Below are 21,194 nucleotides of genomic sequence, written 5' to 3' on the forward strand. Positions count from 1 at the left end.
GTTTGATGTGTTTGGTTCTGTTGAGTGCTCTGAGTGGTGTATGGATGGGGAGTCCGGCGTGAAGAAGACTTCGACCCGGCTGGCCGACGGTCGTGAGCTGATCTACTACGACCTGAAGGACGACTCGCTGCGCGACGCGGTGGACCGGCGCCCCCTGGACCGAACCGTCACCACTTCGGAGGTACGCCGCGACCCGCTCCTCGGCGATTCCGTCGCGATCGCCTCGCACCGGCAGGGGCGCACCTACCACCCGCCGGCCGACGAGTGCCCCCTGTGCCCGTCGCAGGGCGACCGGCTCAGCGAGATCCCGGACTCGTCGTACGACGTCGTCGTCTTCGAGAACCGCTTCCCCTCCCTGGCCGGCGACTCCGGGCGCTGCGAGGTGGTCTGCTTCACCTCCGACCACAACGCCTCCTTCGCCGACCTCACCGAGGAGCAGGCGCGACTGGTGCTCGACGCGTGGACGGACCGGACGTCCGAGCTGTCGCATCTGCCCTCCGTGGAACAGGTGTTCTGCTTCGAGAACCGCGGTGCCGAGATCGGTGTGACGCTGGGTCACCCGCACGGGCAGATCTACGCCTACCCGTTCACCACCCCGCGCACCGCCCTCATGCTGCGCTCCGTCGCCGCCCACAAGGACGCCACCGGCGGCGACAACCTCTTCGACGCCGTCCTGGAACGCGAACTCGGCGACGAGCGGGTCGTCCTGGAGGGTGAACACTGGGTCGCCTTCGTGCCGTACGCCGCGCACTGGCCGTACGAGGTGCACCTCTACCCCAAGCGCCGCGTACCCGACCTGCTCGGCCTCGACGAGGCGGCGCGCACAGAGTTCCCCAAGGTCTATCTGGAACTGTTGAGGCGCTTCGACCGGATCTTCGGGGAGAACGAGCCTCCGACGCCGTACATCTCCGCCTGGCACCAGGCGCCGTTCGGCGGGCTGGAGGAGTTCGAGGGCGTCAACCGCGACGACTTCGCGCTGCACCTCGAGCTTTTCACCATCCGCCGTACGTCCGGCAAGCTGAAGTTCCTCGCGGGTTCCGAATCCGGCATGAACGTGTTCATCAACGACGTGCCGCCGGAGCGCGCGGCCGAGCGACTGCGAGAGGTAGCGAGTTCATGAGCGGCAAGTATCTGGTCACCGGTGGCGCGGGGTACGTCGGCAGCGTGGTCGCCCAGCACCTGCTGGAAGCGGGTCACGAGGTCGTCGTCCTCGACAACCTCTCCACCGGCTTCCGCGAGGGCGTCCCGGCCGGAGCGTCGTTCATCGAGGGCGACATCCGCGACGCCGCCAAGTGGCTCGACCCCTCCTTCGACGCCGTCCTCCACTTCGCCGCGTTCTCGCAGGTCGGCGAGTCGGTGGTGAAGCCGGAGAAGTACTGGGACAACAACGTCGGCGGCACCATGGCCCTGCTCGCCGCCATGCGCGAGGCGGGCGTGCGCAGGCTCGTCTTCTCCTCCACGGCCGCGACCTACGGCGAGCCGGTCAGCACCCCGATCACCGAGACCGACCCCACCGCCCCCACCTCCCCGTACGGCGCCTCCAAGCTCGCCGTCGACCACATGATCACCGGTGAGGCCACCGCCCACGGGCTCGGCGCCGTGTCGCTGCGCTACTTCAACGTGGCCGGCGCGTACGGCGCGTACGGCGAGCGCCACGACCCCGAGTCGCACCTCATCCCGCTCGTCCTCCAGGTCGCGCAGGGCAGCCGGGACGCCATCTCCGTCTTCGGCGACGACTACCCGACCCCGGACGGCACCTGCATCCGCGACTACATCCACGTCGCTGACCTGGCCGAGGCCCACCTGCTCGCCGTCGAGGCCGCCACCCCGGGCGAGCACCTCATCTGCAACCTCGGCAACGGCAACGGCTTCTCCGTCCGCGAGGTCATCGAGACCGTCCGCGCGGTCACCGGCCACCCGATCCCCGAGGTCGTGGCCCCCCGCCGCGGCGGCGACCCGGCGGTCCTGGTCGCCTCGGCGGCCACCGCCCGCGAGCGGCTCGGCTGGAACCCGTCCCGCGCGGACCTCGCGGGTATCGTCGCGGACGCGTGGGAGTTCACGCAGAAGATCGCAAAGGAGCGGTAAGTGGGGGCACAGCAGCAGGTCAGGGACGCCTTCGTCGAGCTGTACGGAGCCGAGCCCGAGGGCGTCTGGGCGGCGCCCGGCCGCGTCAACCTCATCGGTGAGCACACCGACTACAACGACGGCTTCGTCATGCCCTTCGCGCTGCCGCACATGGCGGTCGCCGCGGTGTCCCGCCGCGAGGACGGCGTACTGCGCCTGCACTCGGCGGACATCGAGGCCGGGGTCACCGAGCTGCGGCTGGACGAGCTGGCCCCGGAGACCGACCGGGACTGGACGGCGTACCCGGCCGGGGTGGTCTGGGCGCTGCGCGAGGCCGGCCACCCGGTCACCGGCGCCGACATCCACCTCACCTCGACGGTCCCCTCCGGCGCGGGCCTGTCCTCGTCGGCGGCCCTGGAGGTCGTCGTGGCGCTGGCCCTGAACGACCTGTACGACCTCGGCCTCCAGCGCTGGCAGCTGGCCCGCCTGTGCCAGCGCGCCGAGAACGTCTACGTCGGCGCCCCCACCGGGATCATGGACCAGACCGCGTCCGCCTGCTGCGAGGCCGGCCACGCCCTGTTCCTCGACACCCGCGACCTCTCCCAGAAGCAGATCCCCCTCGACCTGGCGGCGGAGGGCATGCGCCTCCTGGTCGTCGACACCCAGGTCAAGCACGCCCACAGCGACGGCGAGTACGGCAAACGCCGCGCCGGCTGCGAGAAGGGCGCGGCCCTGCTGGGCGTCGACGCCCTGCGGGACGTCCCGTACGCCGACCTCGACGCGGCGCTGGCCCGCCTGGGCGACGAGGAGGAGGTCCGCCGTCTGGTCCGCCACGTGGTGACCGAGGACGAGCGCGTCGAGCGGGTCGTCTCCCTCCTGGAGTCGGGCGACACCCGCGCCATCGGCCCGGTCCTCACCGAGGGCCACGCCTCGCTCCGCGACGACTTCCGCGTCTCCTGCCCCGAGCTGGACCTCGTCGTGGACACCGCCCTCACCTCCGGCGCCCTCGGCGCCCGGATGACCGGCGGCGGCTTCGGCGGCTCCGCCATCGTCCTCGCCGAGGCGACCGACGTCGACACCATCACCAAGGCGGTCACGGAAGCCTTCGCCACCGCCGGCTTCACGGCCCCGCGCGTGTTCGAGGCGGTGCCCGCGGCGGGGGCACGGCGGGTGGACTGACGTCAGCCGTCGCCGGAAACGGCGCACACCGGCCCCGCATGTGAACGACGCGTGCGGGGCCGCTGTCGTCGGCCTGCGAAGTTCCTTTAACCCTCGGGGACTTGGCGAGGCGGCCATAATGTACCCGGTGATCACCGCGTCGTTGCGTTCGCTCATGCGCAACGGCCGGGCGATCCGGTCAGCGGCTCAGAGCGGACAGGGGGAGGGCCACGCGATGGCATGGGCCGAATGGGAAGAGCTCAAAACCTCGGCGGCCGAGCAGCACGGCACGCGGATGCAGCTCAACCAGTATCCGGCCGACCAGGGCGGGGACGGTACCCAGGGCGACCTCGTGGCCAGCCAGAAGGACCTGGTGGCGGTGGGCAAGGCTGCCCATGATCTCTTCGACGACTTCACGACCTACAGCGGACACGCGCGGGTGGCCTCCTCGGCCGCCGCGGGCGGACTCAAGGGCGAGGGATTTGCCCTCGGCGCCGCCCTGGAGTATGTGACGGAGCGCTGGAGCGAACAGACGAAGACCCTGTTGGACGCCTGCGCCCACATCTCCAACCACCTGCGGTTCACCAAGAACCAGCACGCCGCTGACGACTCGTACATCGCCGGCGTGGTCAGCAGCATCGCCACCCTCGACGAGGGCTTCGACGACAGGAACGGGCACTGACGCCGATGGACCTCGACGCACTGCGCTACGGCGACTTCTCAAAGCTCGGTGAAGCGGTCACCGACTGGGAACAGATGACGGAGCAGCTCGCGACACTCCGGAAGGACGCCGAGAACAACCTCAAGGCCAAGGCTGACAAGGCCAAGTGGGCAGGGGTCAACGCCACCGTCAGCCGGGAGTTCATCACCAAGACCGCGGCCGAGTTCGCCGACGCGCACGCCCAGGCCGGCTCCATCGCCAAGATCCTCAGCGACACCCGTGGCGAGCTCATCGGCTACCGCACCCAACTGAACGACGCCATCGCCCGGGGTGCACAGCAGAATCTCACCGTGATCGACACCGGCGAGGGCACGTTCACTGTCACCGCGAGCACTCGGCCCGACTGGGCGTCCGACCCCAGCGGAAGGACCGGCGCGACGGACCAGAAGGCGGTTGAAACCCTCCGGGACGAGATCCAGGGCATTCTGAGCAAGGCCACCGAGAGCGACAACAGTGCGGCGAAGGTCCTGCGGCTGCTCGTCGACCAGGCCAAGTACGGCTTCACCAACGCGTCCTATTCCGACCGGGACTCCGCGGCCGAGGCCGTCGCCGCGGCGGAGAAGCTGGCCAAGATGGCCAAGAACCCGGCCGACATGTCCCTGGAGGAAATCGCCGACTTCAACCGCACGATGGAGAAGTACAGCGGCGACTCCCTGTTCGCGGAGCAGTTCGCGACGAGGCTGGGGCCCAAGGGGACGCTCCAGTTCTGGACCGAAACGACCTCCGTCCACGCCGGCGCCAGGGACTCCGAACTGGACACATTGGAGAGCCTCCAGAGGAACCTGAGCCTGACCCTGGCCACGGCCTCCTTCTCCGACTCCGACGCCATGCAGGACTGGAAGAAGGACCTCATCGCGGAACGCAACACGAATTTCCGCGCGGCCGACTCGACGAATCCCGCCGGAGCCCTCGGCTCCCAGGTCATCAGCAGCCTGATGCGCCAGGGCCAATACGACACCGAGTTCCTGGACGACTACCGGGAAAAGGTGTTCAAGGCGGACAAGGTTGCGGGTGACGCGGGCACCGACGACCTGTGGAGGAAGGGGTACGACGGCCTCGACCTTGTCTTCGGTGACGGTGACGGCCGGGATCCCCTGGAGGGCCTGTTCGAAGCACTCTCCCACAACCCCGAGGCGGCGACGAACGCGTTCGAGTCCAAGTCGGACCTCGACCACATGCTCGGGACGACCGTGTACACGGAACGGGGAGAGTCGCTGGGGCGGGCACTGGAGGCTGCCACGACCGGCGCGGCCGCGGGCGACACGAGCCGACCGGCCCTGCCGCACAGCGAGACGCAAGTGCGGATCATGAACAACATCATGGCGGCCGTGGCGCAGCCCGATGGGGGCGCGGACCTCGTGAGCAAGGGGCTGGGGGACAGCTTCGGCAACATGGCGGCCTCCTACATGCCGGAGATCAGCCAGACGCTCGCCGGCCATGGCTCAGAGGCCGTCTTCCTCACGAACAGTGAAGCCCCCGACGGCTTGGAAGAGGTCCGGGACGTCGTCAGGTTTCTCTCCGCGGTGTCCACCGATCCCGACGGGAGGGCGGGGATCATCCTCGGAGAGAGCATCTACACCAGCACGCTTCTGGAAACACACCTCACCGACCCCTCCTTGTTCGACGGCTCAGAGAAACAAGTCATCGAGAACATCGGCAAGAACGCGGGGACCATTGAGGGCATCGTCGCTCACTCCCTGGCGGATGACGAAGTGCGAGCAGCCGTCAAGGGTGAGACGGCTTACAACGACGCTCTCAAGGCGAAAGGCGATTTCGCCAAGACCTGGATCGCTATCGGTCTGGCCAATATGTCGGTCCCCGGGGCATACGGAGGACCGGCCGTGGATGCCGTGGGTGGAGGAATTCTCGGAGCCGTCGCCGGGTTGGCCGTGGACCGTGTGCTCGAGGGGCAGAAACTCGAGGGCGCCAGGGATGAGGCCCTCTACTCCAGCGCCAAGGACTTCTACGACTCACGGGATTCGGTGAGTCAGCAGGCGCAGTGGGCGGCTGGTGACACCATCGAACGGAACCACCTCGACCTCCCCGAGCAGGGCACCAAGGATCTCATCCGTAACGCTGTGAACGAGGGCTATGACGCCAGTGGCGAGCTGCTGAGCAGAACGAAGGAGCGCCCCTAGTGGACAAGTCGACGTGGAGTCGAGAAAGAATTGCCACTTGGGAAAGCGGGAAAGGCTTCCTGCTATGCCTCACAGTCCTGCTTGTCCTGGGGAGCGTTGCTTGGCTTTTCCTCATCAAAGGCCTCTACCTGCTGCCGGAGAAGATGTGCGAGGGAACGCTTGAGCGCAGTGTGGTGACGCAGGTGCTGCCGAAGGCCCGGTCGGCGGAGGACGGCTCCGATCGCCGAGGCGCTGGAGAAAGCTTCAGTTTCTCCTGCTACGTCCACACGAGCAACGATTCGTCCCTGTGGGGTCGAGCCGATGTCGAACCCGTCACCAGGGAGAAATGGCTCGAAAGTTATCGAGGAAGCGGGGACCGAAACCGGATTGTCAGTGTCTCCGTCGACGGGATAGAGGCTCTGGCCCGACTCGATGACCGCAACGCTGTCGCGGGCGTGTACGTGCCGTGTGCCCCACCCGTCGCTGCCGACTTCAACGCCCCCGAGACCTACGCGGTCATCACCGAGGTGGGTGTCGACGGAGACACCGAGGCCACCGGCACGGCACTGCGACAGACTCTGACCGACATCGCCTACCGCATCACCGAGCGCAGCTACGAACTGGCCGAATGCAAGGAAGCTCGCGGTTTCCCCGTAGAACTGCCCCGCTACGAGGACGACTGAGTAGGGACGGACTGTGAGAGACGAGGAGATCGTCAGGCACTTCGACGGCCGCGGTCGGGTGGAGTTGCTGCCCGGCCGCCTCGACGCGGCGCGCAGGCGGCGGATCGAAGCGATCATCCACGAGCTCGGCTACCGGCTGCTCGCCGTCGAGAACCTGGGTCTCGCCGGCATCCGGATCCGCTGTGAACGCGACGACGCCCCCCAGGCCCGCCGCCGGGCCGAGCAGGCCATCGAGCGGCTGCGTGCGGGCGGCCCGGTGCTGCCGGAGATCGCGGAGGCGCCGCCCCCGCCGCCCGCTCCGCCGCCCCCGGCAGGGCCCCCGCCCGGGCCCCGGCCGCGGTTCCGGGTGCCCGACGGTCCGCCTCCGCCGCCGCCCGTCGCGGGGCCGGCCCGGCCGAGGGTGCCACCCCGGCCGCCTCACCCGCCGTCGCCCCCACCGCCGCCTCCGGTCCCTCCGGGGACCTGAGCGCGGGAGCCGGGGCGTCGTCGGCCGCGCGGCTCAGTCCAGCCGTTTCGTCAGCGTGTACTCCGTGAGCCCCGGCGGATAGTCCTCGATCACGCACACCACCTCGTACCCGAGCTTCCTGTAGAAGTCCGGTGCCTGGAAGTCCCAGGTCTCCAGCCGCACCCGGCGGCAGCCGCGTTCCTCCCGTGCGAGGCGTTCCGCCTCGGTCAGCAGGCGGGTACCGAGGCCCGAGCCGCGGTGGCGTTCGTCGACCCAGAGGTAGGTGACGTGCAGCCAGGTGGTCCAGGTGTGGCCGACGAGGCCGCCGGCCAGGTCGCCGGCGCTGTCCGTCGCCCAGACGTGCAGCGGGGCCTCGCGTTCGGCGGGGGTGCCGCGCAGCGCGCGCAGGACGGGGGAGGCGGCCGTGTTGGTGTCGAGGAGCCGTGAACGGAGCAGTTCGCGCCGGGTCCTGTCGACTTCTGTCTCAAGACGAAACATGCGGCTCACCATAAACGCGCTGGACAGACAGTTCTGCAAATTGCCTTCCGCTCCCCGCCCACAGCCCTACCCTGTGAACAGCGCCGGTGGGGGCCGGTGCTGATCAGGGGGCGAGACAGTCGGGTACGACGCCCGCGGTGGGGGTATCGATGTCTGCACGGCGGCGGCCGTGCGATGCGCACCACCCCGCGGGCGTCGTGCCCGCGCCGGTCGTCGTTCTCCGGACCTGGGTATCCCCTGCTCCGTGAAGGAGCCTGGGGAAGGGGGTTTCGTGGTTCGCATCCGAGTCCTGGTCGTCGACGACCACCGTATCTTCGCCGAGTCGCTCGCCGCCGCCCTGGCCGCCGAGCCCGACGTCGACGTCTCCGCGGCCGGCAGCGGCCCGGCGGCCCTGCGCTGCCTGGAGCGCGCGGCCGCCGAGGGACGCCGGTACGACGTGCTGCTCGTCGACGCCGATCTGGGCGGCCATCTGCCGGGCGTACGGCCGGCGGTGCCCGTGCAGGAGGTGGGCGAGGACGGGCTCGTCGACGGGATATCCCTCGTCACCGGGGTCCGCGGCGCCCATCCGCACGTCCGGGTCGTCGTCCTCGCCGAGAAGGACGACCCGCGGCGCGCGGCCCTAGCCCTGCAGGCCGGGGCGTCCGGCTGGGTCGCCAAGGACTGCTCGCTGTCCCGGCTGCTCACCGTCGTCCGCGGGGTGCTGCGCGAGGAGACGCACCTGCCGCCCGCCCTGCTCACGGGCGTCCTCAAGGAGCTGACGGCCGCACGCAAGCACCGCACCGAGAGTGAACGGCTCGTGGAGTCCCTCACGCCGAGGGAACGGGAGGTGCTGCGCTGCATGGTCGCGGGCCTGGGGCGCAAGGCGGTCGCCGAGCGGCTGTTCCTCTCCCCGCACACCGTCCGCACCCACATGCAGAACGTCCTCGGCAAGCTGGGCGTCCACTCCACCCTGGCCGCCGTCGCCCTGGCCCGCCGGGCGGGCGTGGGACCCGTCGACCTGGGGCCCGCCGGCCGGATCAGGCCGGAGGAGACCAACAGCGCCTGACCGGCGCGTGACCCGCCGAGCAGGCCCTCAGCCGGGGATGTTGTCGAACGGGGCGGTCAACTGCCGGAGCAGTCCCGCCAGTTCCCCGCGCTGGGCGTGGGACAGCTCGGCCAGGATCGCCCGCTCCTGGTCGAGCAGCCCGGCGAGCGCCTGGTCGGCGCGGTCCTTGCCGTCGTCCGTGAGGCGCACCAGCACCCCGCGCCGGTCGCTCGGATCCGGCAGCCGCTCCACCAGGCCCTTCTTCGCCAGCCGGTCGATGCGGTTCGTCATCGTGCCCGAGGTGACCAGGGTCTGCGTCAGCAGCTGGCCCGGCGACAGCTGATACGGCGACCCGGCGCGCCTGAGCGCGGTCAGGACGTCGAACTCCCAGGGCTCCAGCTGGTGCTCGGAGAACGCCAGCCGGCGCGCACGGTCCAGATGCCGGGCCAGTCTGCTCACCCGGCTGAGCACTTCCAGCGGCTCCACGTCGAGGTCCGGGCGCTCCCGGCGCCACGCTGCGACCAGCCGATCGACCTCGTCCTCCATGACGATCAGTGTAGTGGTTGTGTCGATGTGAAGTCTCTTGATGTCGAGTGTCTTGACGTCAAGGTATGTGTGCCGTCACCCTGGAGCCGCCGCACCTTGGAGCCGCCGCACCCTGGAACCAACGCACCCCTGGAACCGCCGCACACGGCCACGCCGAGGAGGCCCGATGCCCAACCCCACCTGGGACCCCGCCCAGTACCTGCGCCACGCCGGCCACCGCGCCCGCCCCTTCGCCGACCTCCTCGCCCGCGTCCCCGACCTGCCCGGCGACCCGCCCCGCATCGCCGACCTCGGCTGCGGCCCCGGCAACGTCACCACCGTCCTCGCCGACCGCTGGCCCACCGCCCGCATCACCGGATACGACAACTCCGAGGAGATGCTCGACCGGGCCCGGGCGTACGCCGGCGCCCACCTCGACTTCGCCCACGCCGACCTCACCACCTGGGCGCCCACCGAGACGTACGACCTGATCGTCTCCAACGCGGCCCTGCACTGGGTCCCCGGCCACCTCGACGCCTTCCCCGCCTGGCTCGACGGCCTCGCCCCCGGCGGCACCCTCGCCTTCCAGGTCCCCCACAACATCGACGCGCCCCTGCACGCCCTCATGCGCGACCTCGGCAACACACCCCGCTGGAGGGGCCGCGTCGGTCACGTCCTGCGCCCCGAGGATTCCGTCCACGCCCCCGGCGTCTACCTCGACCGGCTCGCCCGCCTCGGCTGCCAGACCGACGTGTGGACGACGACGTACCACCACGTCCTCCAGGGCGCCGACCCCGTCCTCGACTGGGTCAAGGGCACCGGACTGCGCCCCGCCCTCGACGCCCTCGCCGACGACCCCGACGCGCGCGACGCCTTCGTGACCGAGTACCGCGACCTGCTGCGGGAGGCCTACCCACGCCACGACCACGGCACGGTCCTGCCCTTCCGCCGGCTGTTCGTGGTGGCCCGGAAGACGGCCTGAGCGCGCTCACCGCCGCCGACCACGTCCAGCTCGCCGCCCGCCCGGCGCCGAGACCCGCTGCGCCCCCTCCGCGGCGAGGCCCCCGGCAGTCGGCGACCGGCTGGAGCTCCTGGAGCCGTGGCCGGTGTTTGAGCGGCGCGGCGAAGGTGACCCGGGGGACGACACCGTAGTCAGACCTGACTGGAGTGATCGACGGTGGCACGAGAGCAGAAGGCCAAGGCGAAGACGGAACAGATCAAGGGCAAGGTCAAGGAGGTCCTCGGCCGCGCGGGGAAAGACGCGAGGACGGAGACCAAGGGGCGCGCCGGCCAGTCGAAGGGCGACGCACGCCAGGCCAAGGAGAAGATGAAGGACATCTTCAAGCATTGATGAGCGGGTAAGCCCCGCGGGTCCCCGTCCGTGAACGGGGACCCGCGGCATGTCGGCTCCTGGACGGCTCGTGGACCGCGCCCGGGCCGGGCCCGTCGGCAGTCGGACGGCGGCCCGCCCCCCTCAGTCCCGTGCCGTGCCCCTCGGCTCGGCCCGTGAAGGGGGCCTGAAGGCGTCGGCTCCCGAACGGCGGCCCCCGCCCGTCAGCTCTTGCGGTGCCCGATCAGCCGCGGCTTCTGCTCCAGCCCGTCCAGGCCGTGCCACGCCAGGTTCACCAGATGGGCCGCGACCTCCGCCTTCTTCGGGCGGCGCACGTCCAGCCACCACTGCCCGGTCAGCGCGACCATCCCCACCAGCGCCTGCGCGTACAGCGGCGCCAGCTTCGGATCGAAGCCACGGCTCTTGAACTCGCGGCCCAGGATGTCCTCCACCTGCGTGGCGATGTCGGAGATGAGGGACGCGAAGGAACCCGTCGACTGCGGGATGGGGGAGTCACGGACGAGAATGCGGAAACCGTCCGTGTACTCCTCGATGTAGTCCAGCAGGGCGAACGCGGCCTGCTCGCACAGCTCACGCGGGTGGCCGGCGGTCAGGGAACTGGTCACCATGTCCAGCAGGCGCCGCATCTCCCGGTCCACCACCACCGCGTACAGGCCCTCCTTGCCGCCGAAGTGCTCGTACACCACCGGCTTGGACACCCCGGCCTTCGCCGCGATCTCCTCCACCGACGTGCCCTCGAATCCTTTCGCCGCGAACAGCGTGCGACCGATCTCCAGCAGCTGCTGGCGGCGCTCGGCACCGGTCATCCGGGTGCGACGCGCTCGCCGCGGCTTGTCATTGCTCGGGGTACTGCTGGAGTCGGTCGCCACACCGTCCATCATGCCGCGTCAGCGGTCACCTTCCGGCGCCGGGAGTCGTCCCCACCCGCGTTCCGGCGCGAATCGATACGCGAGCGTGACGGCCAGCGCACGTCGTACGCCCAGCCGAACTTCTCGAAGATACGGATGAACCGTGCCGAGGAGTCCAGCTGCCAGCGCTCCACACCGTGCCGCGCGGACGTCGGGTCGGCGTGGTGCAGGTTGTGCCAGGACTCGCCGCACGACAGGATCGCCAGCCACCACACGTTGCCCGAGCGGTCACGCGACTTGAAGGGGCGCTTGCCCACCGCGTGACAGATCGAGTTGATCGACCAGGTCACGTGGTGCAGCAGCGCCACCCGCACCAGCGAGCCCCAGAAGAACCCGGTGAACGCGCCCCACCAGGACATCGTCACGAGCCCGCCGATCAGCGCCGGCAGCCCCAGCGACACGATCGTCCACAGCACGAACTGGCGGGAGATCGTCCGGATCGCCCTGTCCTTGATCAGGTCGGGCGCGTACTTGTCCTGCGGCGTCTGCTCCTCGTCGAACATCCAGCCGATGTGGGCCCACCACAGGCCCTTTATCAGCGCCGGGACCGTCTCCCCGAACCGCCACGGCGAGTGCGGGTCGCCCTCGGCGTCGGAGAACCTGTGGTGCTTGCGGTGGTCGGCCACCCAGCGCACCAGCGGGCCCTCCACGGCCATCGACCCCATGATCGCGAGCGCGATCCGCAGGGGCCGCTTGGCCTTGAAGGAGCCGTGCGTGAAGTAGCGGTGGAAGCCGATGGTGATGCCGTGGCATCCGAGGAAGTAGAAGAAGACCAGCAGACCGAGGTCCAGCCAGCTCACCCCCCAGCCCCACGCCAGCGGCACGGCCGCCAGGAGCGCGAGGAACGGGACGGTGATGAAGAGCAGCAGCGTGATCTGCTCGATCGAGCGCTTCTGCTCGCCACCCAGGGTGGCCGAGGGTGTGGAGGAGCCGTCGGGCGCCTTCGAGGGGTCTTCGATCACGTCGGAGCGTGTGGTCATGCGCGTCCCCTGTGGGGTCGTGGGTTGAGAAAGAAGCCTGGGGGCGGTCACCGCGGACAGTTTCCTACGGTTCCGTAACCTACGGCGTCGTAAGTATGGCAGCGCGTTGTCCGGCGGCAAGAGCCCGAAAGTCTGCACGTCCACACGGACACCTATCCTTGGAGACGGTCGGACAGCGCGGTCCGCTCTGAATTTCTTCCCTCAGGTCCGGCCCGTATGCGGCAGCCGCCGCCAGGTCCGGCCTGACGAGTTCCCCTCCCGGACGAGCTTCAACACTGCAAGGAGCCGCACCTGTGAGCAGTGCCGACGACCAGACGACGACCAGCACCGAGCTGCGCGCCGACATCCGCCGACTGGGTGACCTCCTCGGGGAGACCCTCGTCCGCCAGGAGGGCCCCGAGCTCCTGGACCTGGTCGAGAAGGTCCGCCGCCTCACCCGCGAGGACGGAGAGGCAGCCGCCGAACTGCTGCGCGGCATCGAACTGGAGACAGCGGCCAAGCTGGTCCGCGCCTTCTCCACCTACTTCCACCTGGCCAACGTCACCGAGCAGGTGCACCGCGGCCGCGAACTGCGCGCCAAGCGCGCCGCCGAGGGCGGCCTGCTGGCCCGCACCGCCGACCGGCTCAAGGACGCCGACCCCGACCACGTCCGCGAGACCGTCCGCAACCTCAACGTCCGCCCCGTCTTCACGGCCCACCCCACCGAGGCCGCACGCCGGTCGGTACTGAACAAGCTCCGCCGCATCGCCGCGCTGCTGGAGACCCCGGTCATCGAGTCCGACCGCCGCCGCCACGACACCCGTCTGGCCGAGAACATCGACCTCGTATGGCAGACGGACGAACTGCGCGTCGTACGCCCCGAGCCCGCCGACGAAGCCCGCAACGCCATCTACTACCTGGACGAACTCCACGCGAACGCCGTCGGTGACGTCCTGGAGGACCTCACCGCCGAACTGGAGCGCGTCGGCGTCACCCTCCCGGACAACACCCGCCCCCTGACGTTCGGCACCTGGATCGGCGGCGACCGCGACGGCAACCCCAACGTCACCCCCCAGGTCACCTGGGACATCCTCATCCTCCAGCACGAACACGGCATCAACGACGCCCTGGAGACGATCGACGAGCTGCGCGGCTTCCTCTCCAACTCCATCCGCTACACCGGAGCCACCGAGGAACTCCTGGCATCCCTCCAGACCGACCTCGAGCGGCTGCCCGAGATCAGCCCCCGCTACAAGCGGCTCAACGCCGAGGAGCCCTACCGCCTCAAGGCCACCTGCATCCGGCAGAAGCTGGAGAACACCAAGCAGCGCCTCGCCAAGGGCACCCCCCACGAGCCCGGCCGCGACTACCTCGGCACCAGCGAGCTCCTCCAGGACCTCACCCTCGTCCAGACCTCCCTGCGCGAGCACCGCGGCGCCCTCTTCGCCGACGGCCGCATGAACCGCACCATCCGCACCCTGGCCGCCTTCGGCCTCCAGCTCGCCACCATGGACGTCCGCGAACACGCCGACGCCCACCACCACGCCCTCGGCCAGCTCTTCGACCGCCTCGGCGAGGAGTCCTGGCGGTACGCGGACATGCCCCGCGAGTACCGCACGAAGCTGCTCGCCAAGGAACTGCGCTCCAGAAGGCCCCTCGCGCCCACCCCCGCGCCCGTCGACGCGGCCGGCGAGAAGACCCTCGGCGTCTTCCTCACCGTCAAGCGCGCCCTCGAGGTCTTCGGACCCGAGGTCATCGAGTCGTACATCATCTCCATGTGCCAGGGCGCCGACGACGTCTTCGCCGCCGCCGTCCTCGCCCGCGAGGCCGGCCTGATCGACCTGCACGCCGGCTGGGCCAAGATCGGCATCGTGCCGCTTCTGGAGACCACCGACGAGCTCAAGGCCGCCGACACCATCCTGGAGGACATGCTCTCCGACCCCTCCTACCGGCGTCTCGTCGCCCTGCGCGGCGACGTCCAGGAGGTCATGCTCGGCTACTCCGACTCCTCCAAGTTCGGCGGCATCACCACCTCCCAGTGGGAGATCCACCGCGCCCAGCGCCGCCTGCGCGACGTCGCCCACCGCTACGGCGTCCGCCTCCGGCTCTTCCACGGCCGCGGCGGCACCGTCGGCCGCGGCGGCGGCCCCTCCCACGACGCGATCCTCGCCCAGCCGTGGGGCACCCTCGAAGGCGAGATCAAGGTCACCGAACAGGGCGAGGTCATCTCCGACAAGTACCTCATCCCGTCGCTGGCCAGGGAGAACCTGGAACTGACCGTCGCGGCCACCCTCCAGGCCTCCGCCCTGCACACCGCCCCCCGCCAGTCCGACGAGGCCCTCGCCCGCTGGGACGCGGCCATGGACGTCGTCAGCGACGCCGCCCACGCCGCCTACCGCCGCCTCGTCGAGGACCCCGACCTGCCGACGTACTTCCTCGCGTCGACGCCGGTGGACCAGCTCGCCGACCTGCACCTGGGCTCCCGGCCCTCCCGCCGCCCCGGCTCCGGCGTCTCGCTCGACGGCCTGCGCGCCATCCCGTGGGTCTTCGGCTGGACCCAGTCCCGGCAGATCGTCCCCGGCTGGTTCGGCGTCGGCTCCGGCCTCAAGGCGCTGCGCGAGGCCGGCCTCGACACGGTCCTCGACGAGATGCACCAGCAGTGGCACTTCTTCCGCAACTTCATCTCCAACGTCGAGATGACCCTCGCCAAGACCGACCTTCGGATCGCCCGGCACTACGTCGACACCCTCGTCCCCGACGAGCTCAAGCACGTCTTCGAGCGCATCCAGGCCGAACACGAGCTCACCGTCGCCGAAGTCCTCAAGATCACCGGCGAGCGCGAACTGCTCGACGCCCAGCCCGTCCTCAAGCAGACCTTCGCCATCCGCGACGCCTACCTGGACCCCATCTCCTACCTCCAGGTCACCCTGCTCAAGCGCCAGCGTGACGCCGCGGCCGCCGGCGAGGAACCCGACCCCCTCCTCGCCCGCGCCCTGCTCCTGACCGTCAACGGCGTGGCGGCGGGCCTGCGCAACACCGGCTGACCGCCGGCCGCACACAAGGGTGCCCCCGAGCCCGTACCGGCTCGGGGGCACCCTCGTTCCGTACGTCGGCCCTGACGCGCGGAACGTGCGTCAGCCCTGACGCGCACCCCTGCGACGGCGGACCACCAGGAAACCGCCCGCGGCGACCAGCACCGCCGCCACCGCGGACAGCGCACCCACCGGGGCACCGTTGCCCGTCTCGGCGAGATCACCACCGCCGGCCCCCGTGGACGCGGACGGGGCGGCGGCACCGCCGTCACCGGGCGTCACCTCGCCGGGCGACTCGGCCGGCCCCGTGCTCGTACCGGCCGACGGCTCCGCGCTCGTGCTCGTACCCGTCGACGGCTCCGCGCTCGTGCCCGAGGACGGCTCGGTGCTGGCACTCGTGCTCGACGACGGCTCCGCGCTCGTGCCCGTCGACGGCTCCGCGGAACCGCTCGGCGTGCTCCTCACCGGGCAGGTGTGCGAGAGATTGAACAGCTCCAGCTCACCACCGCGCACCTCGGCGACCGCCGACGTCAGCTCCGCCCCCGGCAGCGACCACACATACGCGTGCTGGTCGCTCGGCGGGCCGAAGCTCGTCAGCACCTGCTGCCCGCCCGGCTCGAAGGTCACCGTCAGCTTCACGAACTCCGGCTCCTTCCCCGGCACCACGAAATGCCAGCCGTCCTTGCCGTCGGGGACACCGGGGCACTCCTCCCGCGACTCCCGCGGGGCACCCCCGTCATCAGTGGTCGCGGTCCGCGGCAACTCCTGCCGCAGCTCCACGGTGTACGTGTCATCACCCGTGGCATGGGCGGCAGGAGCCAGCAGGACGACGGCCGAGGAAACGGCCAGGAAAAAACCGGCGCGAGCGAAGGTACGCATGGGGCAGTCCATCTTCGAGTGACGAAAGGGGAAGATGTGGAGGGGGCGGTTCAGCATCCAGCCGCCGCTGACCCACGGTCAAGGCACGAACCGGCAACGAACCGACACTCCACACCGGGAAGAACGGCCCCACCCTCAGATCGTCACGAACACCGCCGTCCACAACGCCACGCCCGACCCCGCCAACACCCACCCCCACCGCGTACGCCCCAACCCGCCGGCCACCACCACCGACGCCAGCAACAACGCACCACCCATCGGGATCCACGCGTACAACACCCCCGCCGGACCCGACCGCACCACCTCGTCACCGTCCGGCTTCACCACCACCGTGTACGTCTGCCCGGCCCGCACCGCCACCGACCGCTCGATCACCACCCGCGCCCGCGCCGTCGACCCCGCCGACAACGGCGCGTACGGCCCCCAGCACGTCTCCGCCCCACACCCGGCCACCTCGACCGTGCCCTGCTCCCGCCCCTTCGTCAGCATCACGTGCTGCGCCGACCCCCAGGACCCCCACACCCCCGCGATCAGGATGAGCACGGCGACCACACCCATCGCCGCCAACCGGCCATACCGCAGCGCGGCGACCGAGGCCGGACGGACGGACCCCCGGCCTCTACGTGACGACGCCCTGTGCGACGACGCCCGACGGGAGGACACGGCTGTGGCAGGCATGGCGGGGATCATTGGCCATGCCCGAACGACCCGTCAACCTCGGCGGGAGACAAGTCGGGAGTTCCGCACCTTTTCCCCGGCCGACACCCGGCCTCAGGAGTTGTACGTCCCCTGCGCCCGCTCCAACCCGTCGATCACCAGGCACTCCACCGCGTCCGCCGCCCGGTCCACGAAGTAGTCCAGCTCCTTGCGCTCCGCCGGCGAGAAGTCCTTCAGCACGAAGTCCGCCACCTGCATCCGCCCCGGCGGCCGCCCGATCCCGAACCGCACCCGGTGATAGTCCGCACCGAACGCCTTCGTCATCGACTTCAGCCCGTTGTGCCCGTTGTCCCCGCCCCCCAGCTTCAGCCGCAACGTCCCGTAGTCGATGTCCAACTCGTCATGCACCGCCACCACCTGCGCCACCGGCACCTTGTAGAAGTCCCGCAACGCGTTCACCGGACCACCCGACAGATTCATGTACGACATCGGCTTCGCCAGAACCACCCGCCGGTTCGCCGGCCCCGGCGGACCGATCCGCCCCTCCACCACCTGCGCCTGCGCCCTGCCCGCCCGCTTGAACCTGCCCCCGATCCGCTCGGCCAGCAGATCGGCCACCATGAACCCCACGTTGTGCCGGTTCATCGCGTACTCCGCCCCCGGATTACCCAGCCCCACGATCAGCCAGGGAGCATTCGGGTCGCTCGTCACGTCTGTGTCTCCTTGATACGCGCCAGCCGCTGCCCCGTACGAAACGCACGGGAACAGCGGCTGACGAACGAACGACGAAGCCGAGGATCAGGCCTCCGCGGCCTCTTCGCCGGCGGCCTCCCCGCCCTCCGGGGCCTCCTCCGCCTGCGCGGCCAGAACCTGCAGAACGACCGCGTCCTCGTCGACGGCCAGGGTGACACCCTTCGGCAGGGTGATGTCCTTGGCGTGGATCGACGCACCGGCCGACAGACCCTCCACGGACACCGTCACGGCCTCCGGGATGTGCGTCGCCTCGGCCTCGACCGGCAGCGCGTTCAGGACGTGCTCGAGCAGGTTGCCACCCGCGGCCAGCTCACCCTCGGTCTGAACCGGGATCTCGACCGTGACCGTCTCGCCGCGCTGCACCAGCTGCAGGTCGACGTGCTCCAGGAAACCCTTCAGCGGGTCGCGCTGCACGGCCTTCGGGATCGCCAGCTCGGTGCTCTTGCCGTCGATGTCCAGGGAGATCAGAACGTTCGGCGTACGCAGCGCCAGCAGCAGCTCGTGGCCCGGCAGGGTCAGGTGCAGCGGGTCGGAACCGTGACCGTACAGAACACCCGGAACCTTGTTGTCGCGGCGGATACGACGCGCGGCACCCTTGCCGAACTCGGTGCGCGTCTCAGCGGCGAGCTTCACCTCGGACATGTGAATCACTCCTCGTAGAAAATCGGAACGGACGTGGTCACCCGGCCACGAACGGCCTGCTACGAAGAGCGCGTCGATAACGGACCGCCGAACCCACACGGGAACGGCCTCCCTCGCCGAGCAACTGAACCAGTCTACTCGGCAAGGGAGGCCGCAGAAAAATCGATCAACCAGAAGCCCGAACGGCCTACTGCTCGTCGAACAGGCTCGTCACCGAACCGTCCTCGAACACCTCACGCACAGCGCTCGCGATCGTCGGCGCGATCGACAGGACCGTGATCTTGTCCAACTCCAGCTCACCCGGAGTCGGCAACGTGTTCGTGAACACGAACTCACTCACCTTCGAGTTCTTCAGACGATCAGCGGCCGGCCCGGACAGCACACCGTGCGTCGCCGTCACGATGACGTCCTCCGCACCATGCGCGAACAACGCGTCCGCCGCCGCACAGATCGTGCCACCCGTGTCGATCATGTCGTCGACCAGGACACACACCCGGCCCTTGACCTCACCCACGACCTCGTGGACCGTCACCTGGTTCGCCACGTCCTTGTCACGCCGCTTGTGCACGATCGCCAGCGGAGCACCCAGACGGTCACACCAACGGTCCGCCACCCGCACACGACCCGCGTCCGGCGAGACCACGGTCAGCTTCGTCCTGTCCACCTTGCTGCCCACATAGTCCGCCAACAGCGGCAACGCGAACAGATGATCCACCGGACCGTCGAAGAAACCCTGGATCTGGTCCGTGTGCAGATCGACGGTGAGGATCCGGTCCGCACCCGCCGTCTTCATCATGTCCGCGATCAGACGCGCCGAAATCGGCTCACGCCCACGGTGCTTCTTGTCCTGCCGCGCATAACCGTAGAACGGCACGATCACCGTGATACTCCGCGCGGACGCCCGCTTCAGAGCATCGATCATGATCAACTGCTCCATGATCCACTTGTTGATCGGAGCCGTGTGGCTCTGGATCAGGAAGCAGTCCGCACCACGAGCCGACTCCTGGTAACGGACGTAGATCTCACCATTGGCGAAGTCGAAGGCCTTCGTCGGGACGACCCCGACACCCAGCTGGTGGGCGACCTCCTCGGCAAGCTCGGGGTGGGCGCGGCCGGAGAAGAACATCAACTTCTTCTCGCCGGTCGTCTTGATCCCGGTCACAGCACTGTCTCCTCAGAGGTGTCTCAGCCGGCTGTCCAAAGACCTCGCCGCTGGGCGCGACGGGGCCGTCTCAGCTGGTGGGGGTGCGGGTGTGCACCTATCACGGTACGCCGTGTCCGACGCGACCGTTTCCGGTCAGTCCTCGCCGCCACCCTGCCGGGAGGCCGCCTCAGCCGCCTTCGCCGCCGCGCTGCCCGGACGCTTACGAGCCACCCAACCCTCGATATTCCGCTGCTGACCACGGGCCACAGCCAACGAACCCGGCGGCACATCCTTCGTGATCACAGACCCCGCAGCGGTGTACGCGCCGTCCCCGACCGTGACAGGAGCCACAAACATGTTGTCCGAACCCGTACGACAATGCGACCCGACCGTCGTGTGGTGCTTGTCCTGCCCGTCATAGTTCACGAACACACTGGCAGCACCGATGTTCGTGTACTCACCGATCGTCGCGTCACCCACATACGACAGATGCGGCACCTTCGTACCCTCACCGATCGACGCGTTCTTCGTCTCCACATACGTACCCACCTTGGACTTCAAGCCCAAACGAGTACCCGGCCGCAGATACGCGTACGGACCGACCGACGCCTGCGGACCGATCTGCGCACCGTCCGACACCGTGTTGTCCACCCGCGCCCCCGCCCCCACAGCGGTGTCCCTCAGCCGACTGTTCGGACCCACCTCGGCCCCCTCACCCACATGCGTCGCACCGAGCAACTGCGTCCCCGGATGAACCACCGCATCCTGCTCGAACGTCACCGTGACATCCACCCACGTACTGGCCGGATCCACCACCGTCACACCCGACAACATCGCGGCGGTCAACAACCGCTCGTTCAGAATCCGACGGGCCTCCGCCAACTGCACCCGATTGTTGATCCCGGCGATCTCACGATGATCCGCCGCCACCGACGCACCCACCCGATGACCCGCCTCACGCAGAATCCCCAGGACATCCGTCAGGTACTCCTCACCCTGACTGTTGTCCGTACGCACCTGCTTCAGCGCCTGCGCCAGCAACTGCCCGTCGAACGCGAAAACACCCGAATTGATCTCACGGATCTCCCGCTGCACCTCGCTCGCGTCCTTGTGCTCCACGATCGCGGTCACCGCACCCGAGACCTCGTCCCGCACGATCCGCCCGTACCCCGTCGCATCCGGCACCTCCGCCGTCAGCACCGTCACCGCATTGCCATCGGCGTGATGCGTCGCGGCGAGCTGCGCGAGCGTCGCACCGGTCAGCAGCGGAGTGTCACCACAGACGACCACGACCGTGCCGTCGACCCCACCCCCGAGCTGCTCCAAGCCCATCCGGACGGCGTGCCCGGTGCCGTTCTGCTCCGCCTGGACGGCGGTGCGTACCTCCGGGTCGATCCCGGTGAGGTGCGCGGTGACCTGCTCCCGTGCGTGCCCGACCACGACGACCAGGTTCTCGGGATCCAACTCACGGGCCGCCGCCAGCACATGACCCACGAGACTGCGGCCACAGATCTCGTGCAGGACCTTGGGTGTGGCCGACTTCATACGGGTGCCCTCACCCGCTGCGAGAACGACGACGGCTGCCGGGCGAATGGCGCTCACGGAGTTGCCCTTCGGCTGTGTAGGGGTGGAGA

The 21,194-nt window shown here is 69.5% G+C and carries 21 protein-coding genes; 11 read left to right on the plus strand and 10 right to left on the minus strand.

The annotated features are described in order from the left end of the window. Positions 1-58 precede the first annotated feature (58 nt). The 7 genes from galT (at position 59) to ACIBBD_RS26165 (ending at position 7,209) form a co-directional block, all read left to right on the plus strand. On the plus strand, positions 59-1,120 hold the full coding sequence (galT, locus tag ACIBBD_RS26135) for a galactose-1-phosphate uridylyltransferase (RefSeq protein ID WP_399421972.1): 1,062 nt from the start codon (positions 59-61) through the stop codon (positions 1,118-1,120). Continuing rightward, positions 1,117-2,085, plus strand: a complete 969-nt coding sequence (galE, locus tag ACIBBD_RS26140; protein WP_399421973.1) for a UDP-glucose 4-epimerase GalE — start codon at positions 1,117-1,119, stop codon at positions 2,083-2,085. Before galT ends, galE begins: the two co-directional genes overlap by 4 nt. Next, the gene (gene galK / locus ACIBBD_RS26145; protein ID WP_399421974.1) at positions 2,086-3,243 is read left to right on the plus strand and encodes a galactokinase; all 1,158 of its coding nucleotides are present in this window, start codon (positions 2,086-2,088) and stop codon (positions 3,241-3,243) included. A gap of 214 nt (positions 3,244-3,457) precedes the next feature. After that, the gene (locus tag ACIBBD_RS26150) at positions 3,458-3,904 is read left to right on the plus strand and encodes a hypothetical protein (protein WP_399421975.1); all 447 of its coding nucleotides are present in this window, start codon (positions 3,458-3,460) and stop codon (positions 3,902-3,904) included. A gap of 5 nt (positions 3,905-3,909) precedes the next feature. Then, complete coding sequence (locus tag ACIBBD_RS26155) at positions 3,910-6,081, plus strand: hypothetical protein (RefSeq protein WP_399421976.1); 2,172 nt, start codon at positions 3,910-3,912, stop codon at positions 6,079-6,081. Further along, a complete protein-coding gene (locus ACIBBD_RS26160; protein WP_399421977.1) occupies positions 6,081-6,743 on the plus strand; it encodes a hypothetical protein in 663 nt (220 codons plus the stop codon). Before ACIBBD_RS26155 ends, ACIBBD_RS26160 begins: the two co-directional genes overlap by 1 nt. 13 nt (positions 6,744-6,756) lie before the next feature. Next, complete coding sequence (locus ACIBBD_RS26165; RefSeq protein ID WP_399421978.1) at positions 6,757-7,209, plus strand: hypothetical protein; 453 nt, start codon at positions 6,757-6,759, stop codon at positions 7,207-7,209. A 33-nt stretch (positions 7,210-7,242) separates the two neighbouring features. Here ACIBBD_RS26165 and ACIBBD_RS26170 read toward each other — a convergent pair whose 3' ends face one another. Then, positions 7,243-7,698, minus strand: a complete 456-nt coding sequence (locus tag ACIBBD_RS26170) for a GNAT family N-acetyltransferase (RefSeq protein WP_399421979.1) — start codon at positions 7,696-7,698, stop codon at positions 7,243-7,245. Positions 7,699-7,957: 259 nt separating this feature from the next. Here ACIBBD_RS26170 and ACIBBD_RS26175 point away from each other — a divergent pair, with 259 nt between their 5' ends. Beyond that, positions 7,958-8,731 carry a LuxR C-terminal-related transcriptional regulator gene (locus tag ACIBBD_RS26175; protein WP_399421980.1) on the plus strand — a complete coding sequence of 258 codons (774 nt, stop codon included), beginning with the start codon at positions 7,958-7,960 and terminating at the stop codon, positions 8,729-8,731. Positions 8,732-8,758: 27 nt separating this feature from the next. Here the strand turns inward: ACIBBD_RS26175 and ACIBBD_RS26180 are convergent, their stop codons facing one another. Beyond that, on the minus strand, positions 8,759-9,256 hold the full coding sequence (locus ACIBBD_RS26180; protein ID WP_399421981.1) for a MarR family winged helix-turn-helix transcriptional regulator: 498 nt from the start codon (positions 9,254-9,256) through the stop codon (positions 8,759-8,761). A gap of 166 nt (positions 9,257-9,422) precedes the next feature. On the opposite strand from ACIBBD_RS26180, the gene ACIBBD_RS26185 reads away from it, so the two are divergent. Together ACIBBD_RS26185 and ACIBBD_RS26190 are read left to right on the plus strand one after the other, a co-directional pair. Continuing rightward, complete coding sequence (locus ACIBBD_RS26185) at positions 9,423-10,217, plus strand: trans-aconitate 2-methyltransferase (RefSeq protein ID WP_399421983.1); 795 nt, start codon at positions 9,423-9,425, stop codon at positions 10,215-10,217. Between the two features lie 195 nt (positions 10,218-10,412). Next, entirely contained in the window at positions 10,413-10,586 is a 174-nt protein-coding gene (locus tag ACIBBD_RS26190; protein ID WP_399421984.1) for a CsbD family protein, read from the plus strand. 203 nt (positions 10,587-10,789) lie between these two features. On the opposite strand, the gene ACIBBD_RS26195 is transcribed toward ACIBBD_RS26190, so the two are convergent. Beyond that, entirely contained in the window at positions 10,790-11,467 is a 678-nt protein-coding gene (locus tag ACIBBD_RS26195; RefSeq protein WP_399421985.1) for a TetR family transcriptional regulator, read from the minus strand. Continuing rightward, entirely contained in the window at positions 11,464-12,474 is a 1,011-nt protein-coding gene (locus ACIBBD_RS26200; RefSeq protein ID WP_399421986.1) for an acyl-CoA desaturase, read from the minus strand. Before ACIBBD_RS26200 ends, ACIBBD_RS26195 begins: the two co-directional genes overlap by 4 nt. 293 nt (positions 12,475-12,767) lie before the next feature. Here ACIBBD_RS26200 and ppc point away from each other — a divergent pair, with 293 nt between their 5' ends. Beyond that, the gene (ppc, locus tag ACIBBD_RS26205) at positions 12,768-15,497 is read left to right on the plus strand and encodes a phosphoenolpyruvate carboxylase (RefSeq protein WP_399421987.1); all 2,730 of its coding nucleotides are present in this window, start codon (positions 12,768-12,770) and stop codon (positions 15,495-15,497) included. Between the two features lie 90 nt (positions 15,498-15,587). Here ppc and ACIBBD_RS26210 read toward each other — a convergent pair whose 3' ends face one another. The 6 genes from ACIBBD_RS26210 to glmU all read right to left on the minus strand — a co-directional run bounded on the left by ACIBBD_RS26210 (position 15,588) and on the right by glmU (position 21,162). Then, the gene (locus ACIBBD_RS26210) at positions 15,588-16,364 is read right to left on the minus strand and encodes an LPXTG cell wall anchor domain-containing protein (RefSeq protein ID WP_399421988.1); all 777 of its coding nucleotides are present in this window, start codon (positions 16,362-16,364) and stop codon (positions 15,588-15,590) included. A 135-nt stretch (positions 16,365-16,499) separates the two neighbouring features. Next, positions 16,500-17,054, minus strand: a complete 555-nt coding sequence (locus tag ACIBBD_RS26215) for a hypothetical protein (protein ID WP_399421989.1) — start codon at positions 17,052-17,054, stop codon at positions 16,500-16,502. A gap of 81 nt (positions 17,055-17,135) precedes the next feature. Continuing rightward, positions 17,136-17,732 carry an aminoacyl-tRNA hydrolase gene (pth, locus tag ACIBBD_RS26220; RefSeq protein ID WP_399421990.1) on the minus strand — a complete coding sequence of 199 codons (597 nt, stop codon included), beginning with the start codon at positions 17,730-17,732 and terminating at the stop codon, positions 17,136-17,138. Positions 17,733-17,819: 87 nt separating this feature from the next. After that, the gene (locus ACIBBD_RS26225) at positions 17,820-18,416 is read right to left on the minus strand and encodes a 50S ribosomal protein L25/general stress protein Ctc (RefSeq protein ID WP_399421992.1); all 597 of its coding nucleotides are present in this window, start codon (positions 18,414-18,416) and stop codon (positions 17,820-17,822) included. Positions 18,417-18,603: 187 nt separating this feature from the next. Next, positions 18,604-19,578, minus strand: coding sequence for a ribose-phosphate diphosphokinase (locus tag ACIBBD_RS26230; protein WP_356685889.1), 975 nt, complete (start codon positions 19,576-19,578; stop codon positions 18,604-18,606). A 135-nt stretch (positions 19,579-19,713) separates the two neighbouring features. After that, entirely contained in the window at positions 19,714-21,162 is a 1,449-nt protein-coding gene (glmU, locus tag ACIBBD_RS26235) for a bifunctional UDP-N-acetylglucosamine diphosphorylase/glucosamine-1-phosphate N-acetyltransferase GlmU (RefSeq protein ID WP_399421993.1), read from the minus strand. Positions 21,163-21,194: the final 32 nt, after the last annotated feature.

Source organism: Streptomyces sp. NPDC051315 (assembly GCF_044455165.1).
Lineage (GTDB): Bacteria > Actinomycetota > Actinomycetes > Streptomycetales > Streptomycetaceae > Streptomyces.